General features: G+C 69.8%; 17 protein-coding genes and 8 tRNA genes. 9 read left to right on the forward strand and 16 right to left on the reverse strand.

Features of this window, described 5'->3' with window-relative positions:
• Positions 1–9: 9 nt before the first annotated feature.
• The 7 genes from AB4K12_RS16105 to AB4K12_RS16135 all read right to left on the reverse strand — a co-directional run bounded on the left by AB4K12_RS16105 (position 10) and on the right by AB4K12_RS16135 (position 2926).
• On the reverse strand, positions 10–831 hold the full coding sequence (locus AB4K12_RS16105) for an ABC transporter permease (protein ID WP_368434838.1): 822 nt from the start codon (positions 829–831) through the stop codon (positions 10–12).
• The gene (locus tag AB4K12_RS16110) at positions 831–1778 is read right to left on the reverse strand and encodes an ABC transporter ATP-binding protein (protein WP_368434839.1); all 948 of its coding nucleotides are present in this window, start codon (positions 1776–1778) and stop codon (positions 831–833) included. The genes AB4K12_RS16105 and AB4K12_RS16110 overlap by 1 nt, the downstream gene beginning before the upstream one ends.
• 152 nt (positions 1779–1930) lie before the next feature.
• Positions 1931–2003, reverse strand: a tRNA-Gly gene (locus AB4K12_RS16115).
• 93 nt (positions 2004–2096) lie between these two features.
• Positions 2097–2168: transfer RNA gene (locus tag AB4K12_RS16120), tRNA-Gly, on the reverse strand.
• A gap of 46 nt (positions 2169–2214) precedes the next feature.
• Positions 2215–2286: transfer RNA gene (locus tag AB4K12_RS16125), tRNA-Gly, on the reverse strand.
• A 44-nt stretch (positions 2287–2330) separates the two neighbouring features.
• Positions 2331–2402, reverse strand: a tRNA-Gly gene (locus tag AB4K12_RS16130).
• Positions 2403–2608: 206 nt separating this feature from the next.
• The gene (locus tag AB4K12_RS16135) at positions 2609–2926 is read right to left on the reverse strand and encodes an Lsr2 family protein (RefSeq protein WP_086566112.1); all 318 of its coding nucleotides are present in this window, start codon (positions 2924–2926) and stop codon (positions 2609–2611) included.
• A 316-nt stretch (positions 2927–3242) separates the two neighbouring features.
• Between AB4K12_RS16135 and purS the strand changes: the two genes are divergently transcribed.
• From purS to purM, 6 genes are all read left to right on the forward strand, one after another.
• Entirely contained in the window at positions 3243–3488 is a 246-nt protein-coding gene (purS, locus tag AB4K12_RS16140) for a phosphoribosylformylglycinamidine synthase subunit PurS (RefSeq protein WP_086566111.1), read from the forward strand.
• Positions 3485–4165: a phosphoribosylformylglycinamidine synthase subunit PurQ gene (gene purQ, locus AB4K12_RS16145; protein ID WP_086566110.1), complete on the forward strand. Its 681-nt coding sequence runs from the start codon at positions 3485–3487 to the stop codon at positions 4163–4165. Before purS ends, purQ begins: the two co-directional genes overlap by 4 nt.
• Entirely contained in the window at positions 4162–6411 is a 2250-nt protein-coding gene (gene purL / locus AB4K12_RS16150; protein WP_368434840.1) for a phosphoribosylformylglycinamidine synthase subunit PurL, read from the forward strand. The genes purQ and purL overlap by 4 nt, the downstream gene beginning before the upstream one ends.
• 95 nt (positions 6412–6506) lie before the next feature.
• Positions 6507–7346, forward strand: a complete 840-nt coding sequence (locus tag AB4K12_RS16155) for a sterol carrier family protein (RefSeq protein WP_368434841.1) — start codon at positions 6507–6509, stop codon at positions 7344–7346.
• A gap of 147 nt (positions 7347–7493) precedes the next feature.
• Complete coding sequence (gene purF / locus AB4K12_RS16160) at positions 7494–9011, forward strand: amidophosphoribosyltransferase (RefSeq protein WP_368434842.1); 1518 nt, start codon at positions 7494–7496, stop codon at positions 9009–9011.
• A gap of 62 nt (positions 9012–9073) precedes the next feature.
• Positions 9074–10144, forward strand: coding sequence for a phosphoribosylformylglycinamidine cyclo-ligase (purM, locus tag AB4K12_RS16165; protein WP_368434843.1), 1071 nt, complete (start codon positions 9074–9076; stop codon positions 10142–10144).
• Positions 10145–10278: 134 nt separating this feature from the next.
• Here purM and AB4K12_RS16170 read toward each other — a convergent pair whose 3' ends face one another.
• A complete protein-coding gene (locus AB4K12_RS16170; protein WP_086566105.1) occupies positions 10279–10539 on the reverse strand; it encodes a DUF3073 domain-containing protein in 261 nt (86 codons plus the stop codon).
• A gap of 362 nt (positions 10540–10901) precedes the next feature.
• Positions 10902–12002: a Leu/Phe/Val dehydrogenase gene (locus AB4K12_RS16175; protein WP_368434844.1), complete on the reverse strand. Its 1101-nt coding sequence runs from the start codon at positions 12000–12002 to the stop codon at positions 10902–10904.
• Between the two features lie 206 nt (positions 12003–12208).
• Here AB4K12_RS16175 and AB4K12_RS16180 point away from each other — a divergent pair, with 206 nt between their 5' ends.
• Complete coding sequence (locus AB4K12_RS16180; protein WP_368434846.1) at positions 12209–13063, forward strand: hypothetical protein; 855 nt, start codon at positions 12209–12211, stop codon at positions 13061–13063.
• A 491-nt stretch (positions 13064–13554) separates the two neighbouring features.
• The gene (gene bldC, locus AB4K12_RS16185; RefSeq protein WP_003949541.1) at positions 13555–13761 is read left to right on the forward strand and encodes a developmental transcriptional regulator BldC; all 207 of its coding nucleotides are present in this window, start codon (positions 13555–13557) and stop codon (positions 13759–13761) included.
• A gap of 391 nt (positions 13762–14152) precedes the next feature.
• Here the strand turns inward: bldC and AB4K12_RS16190 are convergent, their stop codons facing one another.
• The 6 genes from AB4K12_RS16190 to AB4K12_RS16215 form a co-directional block, all read right to left on the reverse strand.
• Positions 14153–14353, reverse strand: a complete 201-nt coding sequence (locus AB4K12_RS16190; RefSeq protein ID WP_368434847.1) for a DUF6274 family protein — start codon at positions 14351–14353, stop codon at positions 14153–14155.
• 175 nt (positions 14354–14528) lie between these two features.
• Positions 14529–14603, reverse strand: a tRNA-Asp gene (locus AB4K12_RS16195).
• 136 nt (positions 14604–14739) lie between these two features.
• Positions 14740–18702: an ATP-dependent RNA helicase HrpA gene (gene hrpA, locus AB4K12_RS16200; protein WP_368434848.1), complete on the reverse strand. Its 3963-nt coding sequence runs from the start codon at positions 18700–18702 to the stop codon at positions 14740–14742.
• 166 nt (positions 18703–18868) lie between these two features.
• Positions 18869–18945: transfer RNA gene (locus AB4K12_RS16205), tRNA-Phe, on the reverse strand.
• A gap of 26 nt (positions 18946–18971) precedes the next feature.
• A tRNA-Asp gene (locus tag AB4K12_RS16210) sits at positions 18972–19046 on the reverse strand.
• A gap of 39 nt (positions 19047–19085) precedes the next feature.
• Positions 19086–19158, reverse strand: a tRNA-Glu gene (locus tag AB4K12_RS16215).
• Positions 19159–19295: 137 nt separating this feature from the next.
• Here AB4K12_RS16215 and AB4K12_RS16220 point away from each other — a divergent pair.
• A complete protein-coding gene (locus tag AB4K12_RS16220; RefSeq protein ID WP_368434849.1) occupies positions 19296–19646 on the forward strand; it encodes a metallopeptidase family protein in 351 nt (116 codons plus the stop codon).
• A 460-nt stretch (positions 19647–20106) separates the two neighbouring features.
• Here the strand turns inward: AB4K12_RS16220 and AB4K12_RS16225 are convergent, their stop codons facing one another.
• Positions 20107–20406: a hypothetical protein gene (locus tag AB4K12_RS16225; RefSeq protein WP_368434850.1), complete on the reverse strand. Its 300-nt coding sequence runs from the start codon at positions 20404–20406 to the stop codon at positions 20107–20109.
• Positions 20407–20524 lie beyond the last annotated feature (118 nt).

The raw sequence follows: 20524 nt of genomic DNA on the forward strand, positions 1-20524 counted from the left end.
TTCCCCAGCTCAGCGCCGTGGTTCCCAGCGGAACCACCGCCGTACAGCAAACACCCCGACGATCACCCAGACCAAGGCGGCCCCCAGCCGGCCCAGGATCTCGGCCGTGCTCGCCCCGCCCAGCCAGCCGGTGCGCATCAGCTCGACGACCGGTGTCATGGGCAGCACCTCGCAGAACCGCGCCAGGCCCTCGGGCATCGCCGCCAGCGGCCAGAACATCCCCGAGCCCAGCATCGAGACCATCGCCAGCGGCATCGCCGCGAGCTGCGCGCTCTCCGAGGTCCGGGCGAGGGCCGTGGACGCGGCGGCCAGCGCGGCGAGCAGGACGATGCCCAGCAGCACGCCCGCGAGCAGCAGATCGGGGCGCGCGGGGGCGGGCATGTCCAGCCAGACCGAGCCCGCCACGACCAGCAGCACGCACTGCGCCAGGGCGATCGCCGCGGAGGGCAGCGCGGCGCCCGCGAGGATCTCCGCGTCGCCCGTCTCCCCGGTGCGCAGCCGCTTGAGCACCAGTTCCTCGCGGCGGGCGGTGTAGGCGCTCATGAGGTGGTAGTAGACGACGAAGAGCAGGACGTATCCGAAGGCGCCGGTCATGGTCACTTCCTTCAGTGACAGTCCGGTGCCCTCCAGGTCCAGGTTCTTCGTGCCCGCGCGCATCGCGTAGACCATGAAGAGGGGCATCAACAGGGTGATGTACAGGGCCGTCTTGTTGCGGAGGAGGAGGGTCAGCTCGGCCCGCCCCAGCGCCAGTGCCCGTCCCGCGACCGTCGTCGAGCTCGTCGGGACCCCCGTACCCGTCGTGCCCGCCGGCCGCATTCCGTTGCCCGCCATCACTCGCCCCTCCCCGCCGTCGCGCCCGCTATCGCGAGGAACGCCTCCTCCAGCGAGGCGGTCCGCGCGTCGAGCCCCTCCAGCTCGATGTCCTTCTCCCGTGCCCAGACCAGCAGTCCGGTGAGGGTCCGCTGCAGCTCCTTCGTCTGCAGCTCGATCCGCCCGGCGCCCTCCTCGTGCCGCAGGACGCCCATCTCGGCCAGCGGCGGCAGGTCCCCGACGAACCATCCGTCCGGCATCGCGAAGCGGATCCGCGCCGGATACCCGCCGATCACCTCCGCGGGCGTCCCGGCCGCCACGATCCGCCCCTCGCGCATGATCGCCAGCCGGTCGGCCAGCGCCTCGGCCTCTTCCAGGTAGTGGGTGGTCAGCAGCACCGTCGTGCCCTCGTCGCGGAGTGCGCGCACCAACTCCCACGTCATGTGCCGCGCCTCGGGGTCGAGGCCGGTCGTGGGTTCGTCGAGGAAGAGCACCTCGGGACGCCCGAGCAGGGCCAGCGCGAGGTCCAGCCGCCGCCGCTCGCCGCCCGAGAGCTGCTTGATACGGACGTCCCGGCGGCCCGTGAGCCGTACGAGGGCGAGCGCCTCGTCGACGGGCCGCGCACCCGTCGTGCACCCCGCCCACATCGTGACCGTCTCCGCGACGGTCAGCTCGGAGGGGAAGCCGCCCTCCTGGAGCATCACCCCGATCCGCGGGCGCACCACGCGCCGTTCCTCGTACGGATCGTGGCCCAGCACCCGCACCCGGCCCTCCGTGGGCCGCGCGAGGCCCTCCAGCAGCTCGACCGTGGAGGTCTTCCCCGCGCCGTTCGTCCCCAGCAGGGCGAACAACTCGCCCCGCCGCACGGTGAAGGAGACGCCCCGCACCGCTTCGAAACCACCGTCCCCTGACTGCCCGTACCTACGCCGCAGCCCTGAGACCTCGATCACGCTCTCGCCGAAGTCCATGCTTCAAGGCTCCCGGCCCGCCCGGCTCCGGATCAGTGCGGCCTGTCATGACTTCGGATGACGAATGTCATCGGGCCGGCCCGGCGGATGTCCGCGGGTACCGGGGAACGCCGAAGGCCCCGGTCGTTCCCGACCGGGGCCTTCGTTCTCTGAGCGGACGACGAGACTCGAACTCGCGACATCCACCTTGGCAAGGTGGTGCTCTACCAACTGAGCTACGTCCGCATACTTCCGCTCGACAGCTTCTCGAAGAGAGGGCCGCCGTGCGGTGCGTGCACCACTGTACCTGATCCACCGGAGTGGTCGGTAAGCGATGAGAGCGGGTGACAGGAATCGCACACTGCGCCTCCCCCTTGGAAAGGGGGCGCTCTACTACTGAGCTACACCCGCATGACCATCCGTCCGAGCCACGTACGTGACTTGGTTGGACGTTCAGAGCGGGTGACAGGAATCGCACACTGCGCCTCCCTCTTGGAAAGAGGGCGCTCTACTACTGAGCTACACCCGCGCGTCCATCCACCCGGCCACATACGTGGACGGTTGGACGGTCAGAGCGGGTGACAGGAATCGCACACTGCGCCTCCCCCTTGGAAAGGGGGCGCTCTACTACTGAGCTACACCCGCATGACCCCGAAGTTCCGGCTGGTTTCCCGGCCTTGCCCCTCGGCGTGATCCAGACTCTAGCTGATCATCCGGGGTGCTTGGCAAGTCGGACCGGAGGAAGCTGTTCCACCCGTTCGGCCGACAGGCCGCCCGGACGGACCTCGACGTTCCGCCCGGCGGCCTCCCCGGCCTCCCGCGGCCCCTGCCGGGCCCCGGGCGCCCCGGCCTCAGGCCGCCTCGTTGAACGCCTCGTAGACCTTCTTGGGGATCCGGCCGCGCGGCGGGACCTCCATGCCGTGCGAGCGGGCCCAGGCCCGCACCGCGGCGGGGTCGGGCGCCACGGCCGTGCGGCGGTACGTCTTGCCCGAGCGGGAGTGCTTGCGGCCGGCCTCCACGTAAGGGGCGAGGACGGTTCGCAGTTTCTTCGCATTGGCAGTGTTCAGGTCGATCTCGTACGACTTGCCGTCGATCCCGAACATGACGGTCTCCGCGGCTTCCCCGCCGTCGATGTCGTCGGAGAGTGTGACCACTACGCGCTGCGCCACGGAAATGGGTCCTTTCGGCCGGTATCACCGCGTTGACCTGCGGTGACATGAGGGTTGCGGTTGTTCTCGGTCAATACATATTCACTTGTACAACAAAAGGCAATGCGTGGTGAAGCCCAGTTAATTCCGTCCGCGTGCCCCGTCGCAATCGCGACGGTGCGATCTCCCCGTGTTTTTCCGGAATTTTTTCCGTGCGTTCCCGTGCGGCCCCGCGTAAACGCGAGGGATAAGCCAGACATATCTATGCGCGTAGATTTTTCGGGACTGTACTCTGACATCACCGCTTCAGCTCACGCACCACACACCGGGAGTGCCAGTGGCACGCGTCGTAGTCGACGTCATGCTCAAGCCGGAGATCCTCGACCCGCAGGGCCAGGCGGTGCAGCGCGCGCTGCCACGCCTGGGTTTCGAGGGGATCGCCGACGTCCGTCAGGGCAAGCGCTTTGAACTCGAGGTGGAGGGTCCGGTCGACGACGCCGCCCTCGCCCGAATCCACGAGATGGCGGAAACGTTTCTCGCCAACACCGTGATCGAGGACTTCACCGTGCGAGTCGAATCGTGACCGCACGCGTAGGAGTCGTCACGTTCCCCGGCACCCTGGACGACCGCGACACCCAGCGCGCCGTCCGGATCGCCGGCCTCGAGCCCGTGCCGCTCTGGCACCGCGACAAGGACCTCAAGCAGGTCGACGCCGTGGTCCTGCCCGGCGGTTTCTCCTACGGTGACTACCTGCGGGCGGGCGCCATCTCCCGCTTCTCGCCGGTCATGGAGACCGTCATCGAGCAGGCCAAGGGCGGCATGCCCGTCCTCGGCATCTGCAACGGCTTCCAGGTGCTCACCGAGACGCACCTCCTCCCCGGCGCGATGCTGCGCAACAACCACCTGCACTTCATCTGCCGCGACCAGAAGCTCCGCGTCGAGAACGCGGACACCGCCTGGACGGCCGACTACGAGGCGGGCCAGGAGATCTCCGTCCCGCTGAAGAACATCGACGGCCGCTACGTGGCCGACGAGCGCACCCTCGACGAGCTCGAGGCCGAGGGCCGCGTCGTCTTCCGGTACCTGGACGTCAACCCCAACGGTTCGCTCCGCGACATCGCCGGCATCACCAACGCCGCCGGCAACGTCGTCGGCCTGATGCCGCACCCCGAGCACGCCGTCGAGCCCCTCGTCGGCACCGGTCGGACCGACGGGCTCGGATTCTTCACCTCGATCCTGAAGAAGCTGGTCAACGCATGACTCTCGACACCGTCAAGCACGCCAACGAGACCCCCGACGTCGACCAGCCCTGGGCCGAACTCGGCCTGAAGCAGGACGAGTACGAGCGCGTCCGTGCCATCCTCGGCCGCCGTCCCACCGGCGCCGAGCTGGCCATGTACTCGGTCATGTGGTCCGAGCACTGCTCGTACAAGTCCAGCAAGGTGCACCTGCGCCAGTTCGGCGAGAAGGCCCCCGAGAACGACGCCCTGCTCGTCGGCATCGGCGAGAACGCCGGCGTCGTCGACGTCGGCCAGGGCTACGCGGTCACCTTCAAGGTCGAGTCGCACAACCACCCGTCGTACATCGAGCCCTACCAGGGCGCGGCCACCGGCGTCGGCGGCATCGTCCGCGACATCCTCGCCATGGGCGCCCGTCCCGTCGCCGTCATGGACCCGCTGCGCTTCGGCGCCGCGGACCACCCCGACACCAAGCGCGTCCTGCCGGGCGTCGTCGCGGGCATCGGCGGCTACGGCAACTGCCTGGGCCTGCCCAACATCGGCGGCGAGGTCGTCTTCGACTCCTGCTACCAGGGCAATCCGCTGGTCAACGCCCTGTGCATCGGTGTGATGAAGCACGAGGACATCCACCTCGCGAAGGCGTCCGGCGCCGGCAACAAGGTCATCCTCTACGGTGCCCGCACCGGCGGCGACGGCATCGGCGGCGTGTCCGTGCTCGCCTCCGAGACCTTCGACTCCACCGGCCCCGCCAAGCGCCCGGCGGTCCAGGTCGGCGACCCCTTCCAGGAGAAGCTCCTCATCGAGTGCACCCTGGAGATCTTCCGCGAGGACCTCGTCGACGGCATCCAGGACCTCGGCGGCGCCGGCCTGTCCTGCGCCACCAGCGAGCTGGCCAGCGCCGGCTCCGGCGGCATGCGTGTCGAGCTGGACCGCGTACCGCTGCGCGACGCGACGCTCTCGCCCGAGGAGATCCTCATGAGCGAGTCGCAGGAGCGCATGTGCGCGATCGTCGAGCCGGGCAAGGTCGCCCGCTTCCTCGAGATCTGCGAGAAGTGGGACGTCATCGCCACCGTCATCGGTGAAGTCACCGACGGCGAGCGGCTGGAGATCTTCTGGCACGGCGAGCAGATCGTGGACGTCCCGCCGCGCACGGTCGCCCACGAGGGCCCGGTCTACGAGCGCCCGTACGCCCGTCCGGACTGGCAGGACGCCCTGCAGGCCGACGACGCGAACAAGCTCGCCCGCCCGCAGAGCCCCGAGGAGCTGCGCGCGCAGGTCCTGAAGGTGATCTCCTCCCCGAACCAGGCGTCCAAGTCCTGGATCACCGACCAGTACGACCGGTTCGTGCAGGGCAACACCGTGCTCGCCCAGCCCGAGGACTCGGGCATGGTCCGCGTCGACGAGGACACCGACCTCGGCGTCGCGGTCTCCACGGACGGCAACGGCCGCTACGCCAAGCTCGACCCGTACGCGGGCGCGCAGCTCGCGCTCGCCGAGTCGTACCGCAACGTGGCCGCGACCGGCGCCCGGCCGCTGGCCATCTCCAACTGCCTGAACTTCGGTTCGCCCGAGGACCCGGCCGTCATGTGGCAGTTCGCCGAGGCCACCCGCGGCCTGGCGGACGGCTGCCTGGCGCTGGGCACCCCGGTGACCGGCGGCAACGTCTCGCTGTACAACCAGACCGGCGAGACGGCCATCCACCCGACCCCCGTGGTCGCGGTGCTGGGCGTCATCGACGACGTCAACCGCCGTACGCCGATGGCGTTCTCGGACGAGGGGCACCTGCTCTACCTCCTGGGTGACACCAAGGAGGAGCTGGGCGGTTCGGCCTGGTCGCAGGTCGTCCACGACCACCTCGGCGGGCTGCCGCCGGCCGTGGACCTCGACCGGGAGAAGCTGCTCGGCGAGATCCTCATCTCGGCCTCCCGCGACGGCATGATCGACGCCGCGCACGACCTCTCCGACGGCGGTCTGATCCAGGCCCTGGCCGAGTCGTGCCTGCGCGGCGGCAAGGGCGCCCGGATCGTCGTTCCCGACGGCCTGGACCCGTTCGTCTTCCTGTTCTCGGAGTCCGCGGGCCGCGCGGTCGTCGCCGTGCCGCGCAGCGAGGAGCTGCGCTTCACCGACATGTGCGGCGCCCGGGGTCTGCCGGCGGCGCGCATCGGCGTCGTCGACGGCGAAACGATCGACGTCCAGGGTCAGTTCGAGCTTCCGCTGGCGGAGCTCCGGACGGCGCACGAGGCGACGATCCCGGCGCTGCTCGCCTAGCGGGGAGCGTCCCGGAGCCGACATGCGGCGGCCGGGCCGGCGGGTTCGCCCGCCGGTCCTGGCCGATGTCACAGGGCCGTCCTAGGCTCGGCGTCATGTCTCCCGCTCCGCGCACGCCACGTCCTCGTCGTTACGACCCCGCCAAGGTGCGCGCTGCCCTGGACGGGCAGGTTCGGGTCGTATGCGAGGCGGTGGACGCGCTGTGCGCGGGTCCTGACGCCCGGGCGGTGCTCGACTCGCCCACGTGGCAAGGGGATCGGACGGCGCGCGACCTGGTCGTGCGTCTCGCCGGAGTGCTGGAATCACTGCCGCGCCGCCTCGCCGAGGCGACCGCGGCGGGCGCTTCCGCGCGCGCCGGGATCACCCTCATCGACTATGTGAGCGGCCCGAGTTCACGGGCCGAGGAGCTCGCGGCGGCGGCACCGGCCGATGCCGCGGCGCTCGCCTCGGCGGAGCCGCCGGCACTCGCCGGCCGGCTGCGCGAGGCTGCCCGGAAACTGGCGGACGCCGCCGGCGCGGATCCGGCGACGGTTGTTCCGACGGTCGCCGGGGCCATGACGGTCACCGATTTTCTGATGACCCGACTGCTCGAGACGGTCGTCCTCGCCGACGACTTGGCGGACGCCACCGGTACGGTCGCGCGGCACGACCGGCAGGCCTTGGCGGCCGTCACGCGCCTGCTCGCCGACACCCTCGCGGCCAAGGCCCCGGGGGGCTCCGTGGAGGTCCGTATCCCGCCATTCGCCGTGGTCCAGTGCGTGGCGGGCCCCAGGCATACCCGCGGTACCCCGCCGAACGTGGTGGAGACCGATCCATTGACGTGGATTCGGCTTGCCACGGGCCGTTCGAGCTGGGCCGTCGCGCTCGAAGACGCCGCCGTGAGCGCGAGCGGCGAACGTGCCGACATTTCCGATCAACTACCGCTGCTCAGTTGAGCGAAGAGTGTTCGCAGCGCGTGCGAGTGATTTCTTTCGGCCACGAAAGGGTGATTCGCTGTGCCTGTCGAGTGGCTGTCCGTGGTGTGAGCCATAACCGGTGGTCCCCGGTTCGGATGAACCTCGTCCCTGCCATAGACTCAAGGTGTGCCTCGTGGTGACGGACGACTCAACCACGACCTGCTTCCGGGCGAAAAGGGCCCCCAGGACGCTTGCGGCGTCTTCGGTGTCTGGGCTCCGGGAGAAGAGGTCGCAAAACTCACCTATTTCGGGCTGTATGCGCTGCAGCACCGTGGACAGGAGTCCGCGGGCATCGCGGTGAGCAACGGCTCCCAGATCCTCGTTTTCAAGGACATGGGACTGGTTTCCCAGGTCTTCGACGAAACCTCTCTCGGCTCTCTTACGGGCCATATCGCGGTCGGTCACGCCCGCTACTCCACCACCGGAGCCTCGGTGTGGGAGAACGCTCAGCCGACGTTCAGGGCGACTGCCAACGGCTCCATCGCCCTGGGCCACAACGGCAACCTGGTCAACACCGCCGAGCTGGCGGAGATGGTCGCGGCGCTCCCCAAGGAGAACGGCCGTGCCACCCAGGTCGCGGCCACCAACGACACCGATCTGGTGACGGCCCTGCTGGCCGGCCAGACCGATGACGACGGCAAGCCGCTGACGGTCGAGGAAGCGGCCGCCAAGGTGCTGCCCGGCGTCAAGGGCGCGTTCTGTCTCGTCTTCATGGACGAGCACACGCTCTACGCCGCCCGTGACCCGCAGGGCATCCGCCCGCTGGTGCTCGGCCGCCTCGAGCGCGGCTGGGTGGTGGCCTCCGAAACGGCCGCCCTGGACATCTGCGGCGCCACCTTCGTGCGCGAGATCGAGCCCGGCGAGATGATCGCCATCGACGAGAACGGCCTGCGGACCTCCCGGTTCGCCGAGACAAAGCCGCGCGGCTGCGTCTTCGAGTACGTGTACCTGGCCCGCCCGGACACCGAGATCGCCGGCCGCAACGTCTACCTCTCCCGTGTGGAGATGGGCCGCAGGCTCGCCGCCGAGGCCCCGGTCGACGCCGACCTGGTGATACCGACCCCGGAGTCCGGCACCCCCGCCGCCGTGGGTTACGCGGAGGCCAGCGGCATTCCGTACGGCACCGGCCTGGTCAAGAACTCCTACGTCGGCCGGACCTTCATCCAGCCGAGCCAGACCATCCGCCAGCTCGGCATCCGGCTCAAGCTCAATCCGCTCAAGGAAGTCATCAGGGGCAAGCGCCTGGTGGTCGTCGACGACTCCATCGTCCGCGGCAACACCCAGCGCGCCCTGGTGCGGATGCTCCGCGAGGCGGGGGCCGCCGAGGTCCACGTGCGGATCTCGTCGCCGCCGGTGAAGTGGCCGTGCTTCTTCGGCATCGACTTCGCCACCCGCGCCGAGCTGATCGCCAACGGCATGACGGTCGACGAGATCGGCAAGTCGCTGGGCGCGGACTCCCTCGCGTACATCTCCCTCGACGCCATGGTCGAGGCGACCACCATCGCCAAGCCGAACCTGTGCCGGGCCTGCTTCGACGGCGAGTACCCGATGGAGCTGCCCGACCCCGAGCTCCTGGGCAAGCAGCTCCTGGAGACCGAGCTGGCCGGTGGCTCGGACGCGGCCGACGCGCTGCGCCGTCCGTAGCGCTCGCCCGCCCGTAGTGACGAACGACCGTACTTACGAACGACACGAAAGATCTCAAGACCATGTCTTCTGAGACCACCGGTGCCAGCTACGCGAGCGCGGGCGTCGACATCGAGGCGGGCGACCGCGCCGTCGAGCTGATGAAGGAGTGGGTGAAGAAGGCCACCCGTCCCGAGGCCGTCGGCGGCCTCGGCGGCTTCGCCGGCCTCTTCGACGCCAGCGCCCTCAAGCGCTACGAGCGCCCGCTGCTGGCGTCCGCCACGGACGGCGTCGGCACCAAGGTCGACATCGCCCGCCGCATGGGCGTCTACGACACCATCGGCCACGACCTCGTGGGCATGGTCGTGGACGACCTGGTCGTCTGCGGCGCCGAGCCGCTGTTCATGACCGACTACATCTGCGTCGGCAAGGTCTTCCCCGAGCGTGTCGCCGCGATCGTCAAGGGCATCGCCGAGGGCTGCGTCCTGGCCGGCTGCGCCCTGGTCGGCGGCGAGACCGCCGAGCACCCGGGCCTGCTGGGCGTGGACGAGTTCGACGTGGCCGGCGCCGGTACGGGCGTGGTCGAGGCGGACCGTCTGCTGGGTGCCGACCGCATCCGCGCGGGTGACGTCGTCATCGCGATGGCGTCCTCGGGACTTCACTCGAACGGGTACTCACTGGTCCGCCATGTGCTCTTCGACCGGGCCGGCTGGGAGCTGGACCGCGAGGTTCCGGAGTTCGGCCGCACCCTGGGCGAGGAGCTGCTGGAGCCCACGAAGATCTACTCGCTGGACTGCCTGGCCCTCACCCGTACGGCCGAGGTGCACGCCTTCTCGCACATCACCGGCGGCGGCCTGGCCAACAACCTGGCCCGGGTGATCCCGGACGGCCTGCACGCCACGGTGGACCGCTCCACCTGGGCGCCGGGCGCGGTGTTCGACCTGGTCGGCAGGCTGGGCGGGGTCGAGCGGCTCGAGCTGGAGAAGACCCTGAACATGGGCGTCGGCATGATCGCCGTCGTGCCGCAGGAGTCCGTGGACGTGGCGCTGGCGACCTTCGCCGACCGGGGCGTGGAGGCCTGGGTCGCGGGCGGGATCACCGAGCGCGGCGCCCACACCGAAGCGGTGGCCCTCACCGGTGACTACTCCGCCTGATCAGCGGAACACGACCGCCCGGGGCCGAGGGCTCCGGGCGGGACGGTCATGGCCCGGTCCGGTCGTCCGGCCGCGGGCAGCACAGAACCCGGTCCGGGGCGAGGCCCCGGACCGGGTTTGTGGAAGTCGTCGCGTCAAGCGCGGCGACGATAGACGGACGGGTCGGACGACTGCTCGTCCTCGTCCTCATCGTCGTTGTAACGCGCCGCGTACTGAGCGTACGGGTCGTCGTCCAGCTCGTCTTCCTCAAGCGGCTCGCTCTCCGGCGGCTGCTTGATCGACGGCTGCGTTGCGCCTAGCTCATTGGCCAGACGTGAGAGGTCGGTCCCGCCGCTGCTGTACTTCAGCTGGCGGGCGACCTTTGTCTGCTTGGCCTTGGCCCGGCCGCGCCCCATGGCTCGACCCCCTCATTGACGGGGCTCGACGGCCCCAGAGTCTTGACACGCGTTCACGTTCATGAGTCAGAGCGGACCCCTCTGAAAGGTGTCCGACCTGTAGAGCTTCAACGGTACCTGCTTCCGCGGCCATACGGTACGTCGCCCGCATGACGTGCCACGCAGCAGAACCGGCGAGAAGCTCCGTACTCGCTGGTCAGCTGCGATTTTAACGTGTCCTGGGCGCCGACCCGCCGAGGGGTGGTGAGAGATCTCTCCTTCACCCCCCCTCGACGGCGTGTTTCTGTCGGGACCGGTGTGCGGGTACCGATCACTCACTCGGACCGCAAGTTCACCCGGTCGAGTGATGGCGATGCGGAGTGTTACCGGACCGCGCGGGCCTCCGCCATGCGCTGCTCGGCGAGTCGGTCGGCCGCGGCGGCCGGCGGGATGCCGTCCGATTTCGCCCGATCGAATATGGCCAAAGTCGTGTCATAGATCTTGGTGGCCTTGGCCTTCGCCCGGTCGAAATCGAAACCGTGCAGCTCATCGGCGACCTGGATGACGCCACCCGCGTTCACCACGTAGTCGGGCGCGTACAGGATGCCGCGGTCGGCGAGGTTCTTCTCGACGCCGGGGTGGGCGAGCTGGTTGTTGGCCGCGCCGCAGACCACGGTCGCGGTGAGGGCGGCCACGGTCTCGTCGTTCAGCGCGCCGCCGAGGGCGCAGGGGGCGTAGACGTCGAGCGGGGTGCGGATGAGCACGTCGGCGTCCGTGACGGCCGTGACCTGCGGGTGCCGGGCGGTGATCCGCTCGACGGCCTCGGCCCGGACGTCCGTGATCACGACCTCCGCGCCGTCCTCGACCAGGTGCTCCACCAGGTGGTGGCCGACCTTTCCGACGCCCGCGACGCCGACCCGGCGGCCGCGCAGCGTCGGCTCGCCCCACTGGGTGCGCGCGGCGGCGCGCATGCCCTGGAAGACGCCGAAGGCGGTGAGCACGGAGGAGTCGCCGGCGCCGCCGTTCTCGGGGGAGCGGCCGGTGGTCCAGCGGTTCTCCCGGGCGATCACGTCCATGTCCCGCACGTACGTGCCGACGTCGCACGCGGTGACATAGCGGCCGCCGAGGGAGGCCACGAACCGTCCGTAGGCCAGCAGCAGTTCTTCGGTCTTGATCAGATCGGGGTCACCGATGATCACTGCCTTCCCGCCGCCGTGATCGAGTCCCGCCAGGGCGTTCTTGTACGACATGCCGCGCGAGAGGTTGAGCGCGTCGCGCACCGCCTCCTCGTCGGAGGCGTAGGCGTGGAAGCGCGTGCCGCCCAGGGCGGGGCCCAGGGCGGTGGAGTGGAGGGCGATGACGGCCTTCAGGCCGCTCTCGCGGTCCTGGCACAGAACGACCTGCTCGTGGCCGCCCTGATCGGTCCGGAACAGGGTGTGCAGCACGCCGCTTTCGGCGCCGGCGGTGGGACGTACGTCAGTCACGGTGGTGACTCCATATGTCGCGGAGGTCGCCCTCCGAGGGGTGGTGGAGGGCCGGTTGCCCAAGAGGGTAAGACCTGCCGGCCCGCAGAGCCGGTCCCGTGCCGAGGATCACTCTCCCGTGCTCCGGCGCCATGGGACGATTTGGACAGTATGGGGAGGGGCGCCCGCAACTCCCTGGGGGTGTCCTACGGCTTGAGGGAGCGAGCGTGGGCCTGGCGTCGTCGGTGACCGTCCCGTACGCGGCATATCTGCGGGTCTACGAGCCCCTGGCCGCCTTCCCCGAGCCCGAACGGGCCCACTGGGCCCGCTACGCGCGCCGCGAGAGCTTCCCCGGCGTCCAGGACGAACTGCGCCGGTCGCTCGCCGACTTGCTGCCCACCCCGCCGGTGCCCGTTCCGGTGCACGAGAGCGGGGACGCGTTCGTCGCGGTCGTGGACGGCGTGGTGTGCGTCTGCCCCTGGCGGACCCGGCTGCGCGGCTGGCTGGCGCTGGAGGGGCTCGCCGAGCGGTTTCCGGCGCCCGTCCTGGACGCGGTGCTGCCGCCCGTCGTGCGCCGGCAGGCGGAGGCGGACTACGAGCGCTGGCTCGAGCGCAATCCCGACGCCCGCCCGTGGATCAGGACGGCCACCTGGCAGGTGCCGCTGCGCTGGTTCGTGCTCTTCTCGGCCGAGGAGCGCGAGTACGGCAAGGGGGAGCCGGGCTGTGACACGGCCGAGCCGCTGATGCTGCGCTACCGCACGCCCATGGTGCAGGCCCGGCGGCGGGTGGCCCGGGGGCTGCGGACGCTCCGGGACGCGATCGAGGAGGGGCCGCTGATCGACGGCCTCGTGGACGTGGGGCGGTGGCTGGAAGAGTTCCATCCGAGGTCCCTGGTGGAGCTGGACTACGGCGGACTTGTGCATATGGTTCCCGAGGCACAACTGGAAGAGGACCATTCCGCTGCCGACACGGCGGAAGGTCTGGCCGCGCTGCGGGCGGGTGACGGAGCGCGGGCCGGTGCCGCGTACGAACGGCTGACGGAACGTTGGCGGGCCGTGCGCGACCGCCAGTTCGCGAACTGATCCGGGGCGCGGCGGGACGGTCGGCGGTGGGGGCGGGACCTAGGTCCCGATCCGGGCCATTGCCACAACCGTGACCTATAGCACTTACTTCAGGTCTTGCGCCCATCGCCCATCCTCGTGGCAAAATAGGACAAGGAGTCCGGGAAGGGCTCCTTCCGCCCAAGTAAGGGCGGATAGATCGGTATTGCACTCCTTGGCGGGTCTGGTGACCCCTGATCTGATTGATCCCGCTGTGACTGATCGTCACGGTGGCGTGACTGTCCGCTATGGCATGGTCCATCGGCTTCCGTCGAGGTTGAACACCTGAGAGGGCAATTCCATCGGTTTGGCCGACGTGGCTGGACAGATGGTGTAGTTGTAGTGCCGAGGACAAGCCGTTCGTCCTATAACCGACTCGGCCCGCGTCCGCCATTTCGGGCAACGCGGGTCAAGGTGCAGAATTTAGAGGAAAGAACCGACGTGATGGTTCGGTTCTCCCGAGGAGGCCGCTCATGACCGCTCGCACCCCTGATGCCGAGCCGCTGCTGACCCCGGCTGAGGTTGCCACGATGTTCCGCGTGGACCCGAAGACGGTCACCCGCTGGGCCAAGGCTGGCAAGCTCACGTCCATCCGCACGCTCGGAGGACACCGGCGCTACCGCGAAGCGGAGGTCCGCGCCCTGCTGGCGGGCATCCCGCAGCAGCGCAGCGAGGCCTGAACAACTGAAGAACGGGTGATTTCCGGGGCCCCCAACCCGGCAGCCGCCCACTGAAGCTCCACCTGCGCAACAAGCGACCCGGTGCCTGCCCCAACAGGCATCGTGCCCACCGACTTGGGTGAGTCGTCGATCGCGCTGGACTCCGCCGGGTCCAGCGCGATCTTTTTTATGCCCTGACGCCGGCCGTCCGCCGCGTCGGGGGCCCGATCCGGAAGGACTGACCGGACGGCCCCGGGGTAGGTGCAATTGCACATATTAAATTGACCGGGTGTAGGGAGGGGTTAAGGTCCCCCCCTTCCGTAACTCTTTCGGTGACTCCCGTCACAGTGCGGCATGCTTGTCGCCCACCACCCTTGTGGGGTAAAGGACTTGAGCGTCGATGCCGCACGGGTCACCGGGCCGGGGCATCCGGGCCCCAGGGCTCCTGCGTCTCGCCCGCGGCCTCCTGGGCCAGCCGCAGCAGCCGGTGGCAGACCGGGCAGTGTCTCGTCAGGTGGCGGTAGCCGACGGCGGCGGAGAGGTGGGCGCGCAGCAGCGCACGGGTCTCATGCCGGATGCTCTCCGTCCGCTTGTCGGGCCGGGTCGTCGTCATGGGGCGCAGCACCTCCCACTGACTGGGTACCCCTGGCACGTGTCGCAGTCAAGGTCGAACGCACGAAGCCCGGAACCAGGGGAGTGGATCCGGGCCTTCCGCCGACGCGCCCTCAAAGGGCTCCGAACAGCAGCAAGGCCCGCGCCAAGTCTATGGCGCGGGCCTTGCGATGATGCGGTCCTGACGGGATTTGAACCCGCGGCCTCCACCTTGACAGGGTGGCGAGCACTCCAAACTGCTCCACAGGACCTTGCTTGCTTTCCCGGTTCCCCGGGGCTGCGAAACAAGACTCTACAGCAGGTCAGGGGGTGCGGTCGAACTCCCTCGGTGAGGCGTGGAGCACACGTCGCCGACGCCGCGCGTGGCGGCGCCGGCGACATGTGCGCTCAGGGCGCCAGCTGGTCGATCGCCTTGACGATCCGCTTGTCCGAGACGGGATGGGCGGTGCCGAGCGCATGGGCGAAGTAGCTCACCCGCAGCTCCTCGATCATCCAGCGGATCTCGCGGGCCTCCTGGGGCACCGGCCGCCCCTTGGGGAACTGCTCCAGCAGCCACGCGTACTCGTCCCGCATCTCCGTCACCTTCGCCATCCGGACGCGGTCCCGCTCGGCGTTGGACGGCAGCTGCGTCAGCCGCCGGTCGGCGGCCACCAGGTAGCGCAGCAGGTCCGGCAGCCGGCGGACGCCGTGGGCGGTCACGAAGCCGGGGCGGATCAGATCCGCCAGCTGCTCCCTGACGTCCGTGAGGGACGGCAGCAGCACCGGGCTGGCGGTGGCCTTCAGGCGGCGCTCACAGGCCTGCCAGGCGGCCAGCACCTCCTGGACCTTGCGGATCGTGTCCAGCGTCGCGTCCACGATGTCGGCGCGCACGGCGTCGAAGAGCTTGCGGAAGGACTCCTCGTCCCAGGCGGGGCCGCCGTGGGCCGCCATCAGCCGGTCGGCCGCGCCGGAGACGCAGTCGTCGAAGAGGGCCTGGATCGAGCCGTGCGGATTCCGCGACAGGGCGAGCTTCTGCTGGTTGCCGAGCTTGTCCTGGGCGAATTTCGCGGGGTTCGAGGGCAGGTTGAGCAGGATGAGACGGCGGGTGCCGCCCCACATGGCCTCGCGCTGCTCCGGCTCGGTGTCGAAGAGCCGTACGGCCACCGACGCGCCCTCGTCGACGAGCGCGGGGTACGCCTTGACCGGCTGGCCGGCGCGGCGGGTCTCGAAGGTGCGCGGCAGCGCGCCGATCGTCCACCGGGTCAGGCCCGAGCGCTGCTCGAGGCCGCCACCGCCGGAGGTCTCCGCGGCCTTCTCGAAGGCCTTGGTGATCGCGGCCTGCGTCTTCGGCTTGAGCTTCAGCCGCAGCGCCTCCAGGTCCTTGTCCTCCGCGATCTTGCGCTTGCGCTCGTCGATCACCCGGAAAGTGATCTTCAGGTGGTCCGGGACCTTCGCGAGGTCGAAGTCCTCCGCCTCCATGCGCACGGCCGTCATCCGGTGCAGCCCCCGGGCCAGCGCCGTCGGGAGCGGCTCCTGCAGCGGGACGGTGCCGTCCAGGAACCGCTGGGCGAAGTTCGGCGCCGGGACGCAGTTGCGGCGGATCGGCTTGGGCAGCGAGCGGATCAGCTCCGTCACCAGGTCCTCGCGCAGCCCCGGGATCTGCCAGTCGAAGCCCTCGGCCGAGACCTGGTTGAGCACCTGCAGCGGGATGTGGACCGTCACGCCGTCCGCGTCCGCTCCCGGCTCGAACTGGTACGTCACCCTGAACTTCAGCCGGCCCTGGCGCCAGGAGTCCGGATAGTCGTCCTTGGTGACCGCCTCGGCGTTCTCGTTGATGAGCATCGAGTGCTCGAAATTGAGCAACTCGGGCTCGTCACGCCGCTTGTGCTTCCACCACGAGTCGAAATGCGCCCCGGACACGACATGTTCGGGCAGCCGCTGGTCGTAGAAGTCGAACAGCGTTTCGTCGTCCACCAGGATGTCGCGCCGACGGGCACGGTGCTCCAGCTCCTCGACCTCGCCGAGGAGTTTGCGGTTGTCGTGGAAGAACTGATGATGCGTCCGCCAGTCGCCCTCGACCAGGGCGTTGCGGATGAACAGCTCCCGGCTGGTCTCCGGATCGATCCTGCCGTAGTTGACCTTCCGCTGCGCCACGATCGGCACGCCGTAGAGCGTCACCCGCTCGTACGCCATCACCGCGGCCTGCTTCTGCTCCCAGTGCGGCTCGCTGTAGGTGCGCTTCACCAGGTGCTGGGCGAGCGGCTCGACCCACTCCGGCTCGATCTTCGCGTTCACCCGCGCCCAGAGCCGGGAGGTCTCCACCAGCTCCGCCGACATCACCCAGCGCGGTGGCTTCTTGAACAGCGCCGATCCGGGGAAGACCGCGAACTTCGCGCTGCGGGCACCGACGTACTCGTTGTTCTTCTCGGTGTCCTTGAGGCCGATGTGCGACAGCAGGCCGGCCAGCAGCGACTGGTGCACGCGCTCCGGCGCCGCGTCCTCCTCGGCGAGGTGGATGTCCATCGTCCTGGCGACCGTACGCAGCTGGTAGTAGATGTCCTGCCACTCGCGTATGCGCAGATAGTTCAGGTACTCCGACTTGCACATGCGGCGGAAGGCGGACGACGACAGCGTCTTCTGCTGCTCGCGCACGTACCGCCACAGGTTGAGGAAGGCGAGGAAGTCGCTCGTCTCGTCCTTGAACCGGGCGTGCTGCTGATCGGCCTGCGCCTGCTTCTCCGACGGCCGCTCGCGCGGGTCCTGGATGGACAGGGCGGCGGCGATGACCATGACCTCGCGGGCGCAGCCGTTGCGGTCGGCCTCCAGCACCATCCGGGCCAGGCGAGGGTCGACGGGCAGCTGGGAGAGCTTGCGGCCCAGCTGGGTGAGTCTCTTCTTCGGATCCTTCTGCTGCGGGTCGATCGCCCCGAGCTCCTGCAGCAGATCGACGCCGTCCTTGATGTTGCGCCGGTCCGGCGGGTCGATGAAGGGGAACTTCTCGATGTCGCCCAGGCCGGCCGCGGTCATCTGCAGGATGACGGACGCCAGGTTCGTCCGCAGGATCTCCGCGTCCGTGAACTCCGGACGGGAGAGGAAGTCGTCCTCCGAGTACAGCCGGATGCAGACGCCGTCGCTCGTACGGCCGCAGCGGCCCTTGCGCTGATTGGCGCTGGCCTGCGAGACCGGCTCGATCGGCAGCCGCTGCACCTTGGTGCGGTGGCTGTAGCGCGAGATACGGGCGAAGCCGGGGTCGATGACGTACTTGATGCCGGGGACCGTCAGCGACGTCTCGGCCACGTTGGTGGCGAGGACGACGCGGCGGCCGGTGTGCCGCTGGAAGACGCGGTGCTGCTCGGCGTGCGACAGCCGCGCGTACAGCGGAAGGATCTCGGTGCTGTGTCCGATGGCGCCTCCGGCGCGGGGGAGCTTTTTCTCGAGCGCGTCCGCCGTGTCCCGGATCTCCCGCTCGCCCGAGAGGAAGACCAGGATGTCGCCGGGCCCCTCCTTCTGCAGCTCCTCCACCGCGTCGCAGATCGCGGTGACCTGGTCGCGGTCCGCGTCGCCCGAGTCCTCCTCGAGCAGGGGCCGGTAGCGGACCTCCACCGGATACGTACGGCCCGAGACCTCGACGATGGGCGCGTCGCCGAAGTGGCGGGAGAAGCGCTCGGGGTCGATCGTCGCGGAGGTGATCACGACCTTGAGGTCGGGGCGACGGGGCAGCAGCTGGGCGAGATAGCCGAGCAGGAAGTCGATGTTGAGGCTGCGCTCGTGCGCCTCGTCGATGATGATCGTGTCGTACTGGCGCAGCTCGCGGTCCGTCTGGATCTCCGCGAGCAGGATGCCGTCGGTCATCAGCTTGACCATGGTCTCGCCGCCGACCTGGTCGGTGAAGCGGACCTTCCAGCCGACCGCCTCGCCCAGCGGCGTGCGCATCTCCTCGGCCACGCGCTCCGCGACCGTGCGGGCGGCGATCCGGCGGGGCTGGGTGTGGCCGATCAGGCCCTTGATGCCGCGGCCGAGCTCCAGACAGATCTTGGGGATCTGGGTGGTCTTTCCGGAGCCGGTCTCACCCGCGACGATCACGACCTGGTGGTCGCGTATCGCCTCGAGGATGACGTCCTTCTTCTGGCTGACCGGAAGCTGCTCGGGATAACTGATCTCGGGGACGGCGGCGCGGCGGCCCAGGACCCGCAGCTCGGCCGTGTCGGCCTCCGCCGCGATCTCGGCCAGGACGGCCGCACGGGCCTCGGGCTTACGGATACGGCGTGCCCCGTCCAGCCGCCGCCCCAGTCGCTGCGCGTCGCGCAGCATCAGCTCGGGGAGGCGGGCGGCGAGGCCGTCGAAGGTGGCGGGGGCAGGCTGCGTAGACATACGAACCCCAGGATCGCACCACGCGCCGCGAAGCGGCGAACGCATTTAGCGGGGGAAAAGCACGGAGACCCCCATCCGGGGGCGGGGCTCATCGGGGCGGGGCCGGGGCCGAACCGGCGACCAGCCCGGAAAACACCGAGACCCCCATCCGGAGATGGGGGTCTCATGGTGGCTGGGGCCGGGGTCGAACCGGCGACCTTCCGCTTTTCAGGCGGACGCTCGTACCAACTGAGCTACCCAGCCACGTAACCGTCCGAAGACGGTCACAGCGGTCCTGACGGGATTTGAACCCGCGGCCTCCACCTTGACAGGGTGGCGAGCACTCCAAACTGCTCCACAGGACCATGCTATGTGCGAGCACTAGTCTCGCACACGGTACAGCGTGCCCCCAACGGGATTCGAACCCGTGCTACCGCCTTGAAAGGGCGGCGTCCTGGGCCACTAGACGATGAGGGCTGATGGCCCACCTGGGCGCTTCGCAGCGCCTCGGGGACGTGAGAAGCATATGGGATGGGAGGACCGATCGCCAAAACGGTTTGCCGAGGCGCTCCGCCGGACCGTCCCGATGGGCGTTCGTGCCGGACAATGGCGGGGTGCTGGAGATGACGCGCGAGGAGTTCGAGGAACTGGTCGCCGAGGGCCTGGACCGGATCCCGCCGGAGCTGACACGGCTGATGGACAACGTCGCCGTGTTCGTCGAGGACGAGCCGCCGGCGGACGCGCCGGACCTGCTCGGGCTGTACGAGGGCACGCCGCTGACCGAGCGCGGCGAGTGGTACGCCGGAGTGCTGCCCGACCGGATCACGATCTACCGGGGGCCGACGCTGCGGATGTGCGAGAGCCGCGACGAAGCGGTGGCCGAGGTGGAGGTGACGGTCGTTCACGAGGTCGCCCACCACTTCGGGATCGACGACGCGAGGCTGCACGCGCTGGGCTACGGATGATCGATGGCTGACGGCCGACCGCCCGGCGTGTCCTGGGCGGGGCGGGGCCAGTTGGGCAGGAAGCCTGTCCCCTGCACCCGAAGGCGGTCTCTTCCATGCGCGCATCGTCGGCGCCCGCGTCAGCGCTCACCCGTCTCGCGGCCGTGGCCGTGGCCACACTGGCCCTGGGTGGGTGCATGAGCGTGAGCGACCCCGGGCACCACGCGCCCGGCGGGACGGGCAAGCAGCGCGAGACCGGGGCGCAGCTGGACGGCGGGATCCAGCTCCCGGGCGGGCGGCCGGGCCGTGCGGACGCGAAGGCGGGCAGGAACGGGGCGAGCGGAAGCCCGGCGGCCAAGGGCGGGCGCTCGGGTTCCGCCTCGGCGGCGCCGTCGACCGCCCCTGGGTCGTCGCCGCCCGCCGAGCGGCCGGGCAAGCCGGGGACGCAGAAGCCCCCGGCCGGCCCGGGTCAGGGCACTTCTCAGCCGCCGGGCAAGCCGTCGGCCCCGCCGCAGCCGCCCACGCAACCCCCGAGCACCCAGGCGCCGCCCTCGCCGCCGTCCCAGCCGCCGTCGTCCTCCCCGCCGGCCCCGCAGCCGGGGCCGCAGGCCGGGCCGTCGTAGGGCGGGACGTCACGGACAGTGGCGTCCCGGTGCGTACGGTCGGCGGCCTCGTGCCCTGTCGGGCGGCCGCCGTCGGGCGCGGTGTGGCGCAGGCCATCGGACGGCGGCTTGCGCAGCATGGCCTTGGGTGCGTATGGTGGTAGATCGTTTGATCCCATTTGCCCGGCGCCTGACAGAAGCGCGCCGTGTGGCGCGTTCCTTACCTTGCCGTGGCTGACCGCATCGAGGCGGTCATTTGTGAAGCCGACACGGAGCTTGGGCGCGTGCCGAAACTCC

It is taken from the genome of Streptomyces sp. C36 (genome assembly GCF_040932295.1).
In the GTDB taxonomy this organism is placed as follows: domain Bacteria; phylum Actinomycetota; class Actinomycetes; order Streptomycetales; family Streptomycetaceae; genus Streptomyces; species Streptomyces triculaminicus.

Excerpts from the sequence above, each read along its gene's own strand:
- AB4K12_RS16105 (WP_368434838.1), bottom strand. The coding sequence starts at position 831 with ATGGCGGGCAACGGAATGCGGCCGGCGGGCACGACGGGTACGGGGGTC.
- AB4K12_RS16110 (WP_368434839.1), bottom strand. The coding sequence starts at position 1,778 with ATGGACTTCGGCGAGAGCGTGATCGAGGTCTCAGGGCTGCGGCGTAGG.
- purL (WP_368434840.1), top strand. The coding sequence starts at position 4,162 with ATGACTCTCGACACCGTCAAGCACGCCAACGAGACCCCCGACGTCGAC.
- AB4K12_RS16155 (WP_368434841.1), top strand. The coding sequence starts at position 6,507 with ATGTCTCCCGCTCCGCGCACGCCACGTCCTCGTCGTTACGACCCCGCC.
- purM (WP_368434843.1), top strand. The coding sequence starts at position 9,074 with ATGTCTTCTGAGACCACCGGTGCCAGCTACGCGAGCGCGGGCGTCGAC.
- AB4K12_RS16170 (WP_086566105.1), bottom strand. The coding sequence starts at position 10,539 with ATGGGGCGCGGCCGGGCCAAGGCCAAGCAGACAAAGGTCGCCCGCCAG.
- bldC (WP_003949541.1), top strand. The coding sequence starts at position 13,555 with ATGACCGCTCGCACCCCTGATGCCGAGCCGCTGCTGACCCCGGCTGAG.
- AB4K12_RS16190 (WP_368434847.1), bottom strand. The coding sequence starts at position 14,353 with ATGACGACGACCCGGCCCGACAAGCGGACGGAGAGCATCCGGCATGAG.
- hrpA (WP_368434848.1), bottom strand. The coding sequence starts at position 18,702 with ATGTCTACGCAGCCTGCCCCCGCCACCTTCGACGGCCTCGCCGCCCGC.
- AB4K12_RS16225 (WP_368434850.1), bottom strand. The coding sequence starts at position 20,406 with ATGGGATCAAACGATCTACCACCATACGCACCCAAGGCCATGCTGCGC.